A 1320-nucleotide genomic window follows, 5' to 3' on the forward strand; every position below is an offset into this window, starting at 1 on the left:
TTTGCGACGGGTCGCATCGGAAGGTAGAGTTTAAGAGTGATCTGGATGAGGGGGCGGGTAAAGAATAGATTTGCGCCGTCGCGGGACGCGCGTGAATGACTCTTTGCAGGGCCACTGAAGGTCTTTTCGCGACCCTGATCCGCCCCTCGAGCAGGCGCAGACTGAGCGGCAGCTTTCAAGGATAGAAGGCCGCCGCTCCACTGGAGCAGGCGGCAACGTTGCGGTCGTTGCACTCATTTGCTATCGCCGTTGGTCCAAGACCAAGGTTGGCCGCACTGGGACGCTTCGGTTGAGACGGATGTCGATCTCCGAGCGGCCATCGCGGATAGCGTCAACCTTCGGGATTAGTGCCTCTGTTGTCGCCTTGTCTCGAGGAATCTCTTCCGGAACCGCGGCGAACCGGTACAGCGAATCAAACTCGAAACGTTTAACCAAGCTATTCGCGAGGAATCCGGCTCGCAGCTTCGCTTTACGGCACCGACACGAGCGACTACGCTGCTATGAGAGCCGCGCTGGTCGGCCCTGAAGTTATCGCAACACCTTGCGCCTTGCCTTGGAGGAGAGCACGCGGCGGACGCCGAACAACTCTATTCAAGTCTGGAGCTTCGTCGATGAACCCCGAAATCTATCAGCCGTCTATTGAAGCCTGCGATGCTTGTGCCGCTGCCTGCGATCGCTGCGCATCCGCCTGCCTCGATGAACCGGGCAGGGTGAACATGGCCAAATGTATTCGCCTCAACGCCGATTGCGCTTCGCTATGCCGCCTCACATCTGCGGCCTTGGCTCGACAAAGCCATTTCGCACCCGAGTTTTGCGAACTCTGCGCACGGATCTGTGACGAGTGCGCCGATGAATGTGCGCGGCACGCCCCCGAGCACTGCGGCACATGCAGCGATGCGTGCCGGAGATGCGCGGAAGCCTGCCGGGCAATCTAGTGTCTTGCTCAGCATCAGCGCGCCCGCGAGGACGACGGCGAGCGCGTCGCGTATCGGGTCGGAATAATGTCGTACCCGGCTTGAGGATGTCATGGAACCTCGGCTCCAAATGCAGGAAGTCACCATTCCGGTGGAGGACGCCTCCCTGATGGGCACGCTCGCGCTGCCGCAGGACGCTCAATAACTGGTTCTGCTCGCGCACGGCAGCGGCAGTTCACGGTTCAGCCCTCGAAACCAGTACGTGGCCACCGAACTCAGTCGGGCCAGCATCGGAACGCTGCTGATGGACTTGCTCTCCGAGCAGGAAGACACCGGTCGCGCTGCCCGCTTCGACATCGAACTGCTGGCAGTGCGTCTCGCGCAAGCAACGGCCTGGATCGCGGCG

1 protein-coding gene is annotated in these 1320 nt (G+C 61.0%); it reads left to right on the forward strand.

Annotated features, from left to right (window positions below; translation table 11 throughout):
• Window positions 1-611 precede the first annotated feature (611 nt).
• Complete coding sequence (locus F6X42_RS42730; RefSeq protein WP_121315149.1) at window positions 612-935, forward strand: four-helix bundle copper-binding protein; 324 nt, start codon at window positions 612-614, stop codon at window positions 933-935.
• The last annotated feature ends 385 nt before the right edge of the window (window positions 936-1320 follow it).

This window comes from Paraburkholderia podalyriae (assembly GCF_014397785.1).
GTDB classification, from domain to species: Bacteria; Pseudomonadota; Gammaproteobacteria; order Burkholderiales; family Burkholderiaceae; genus Paraburkholderia; species Paraburkholderia podalyriae.

Bases quoted from the DNA above. Each gene is read 5' to 3' on its own strand.
- F6X42_RS42730 (WP_121315149.1), top strand. From the start codon at position 612: ATGAACCCCGAAATCTATCAGCCGTCTATTGAAGCCTGCGATGCTTGT.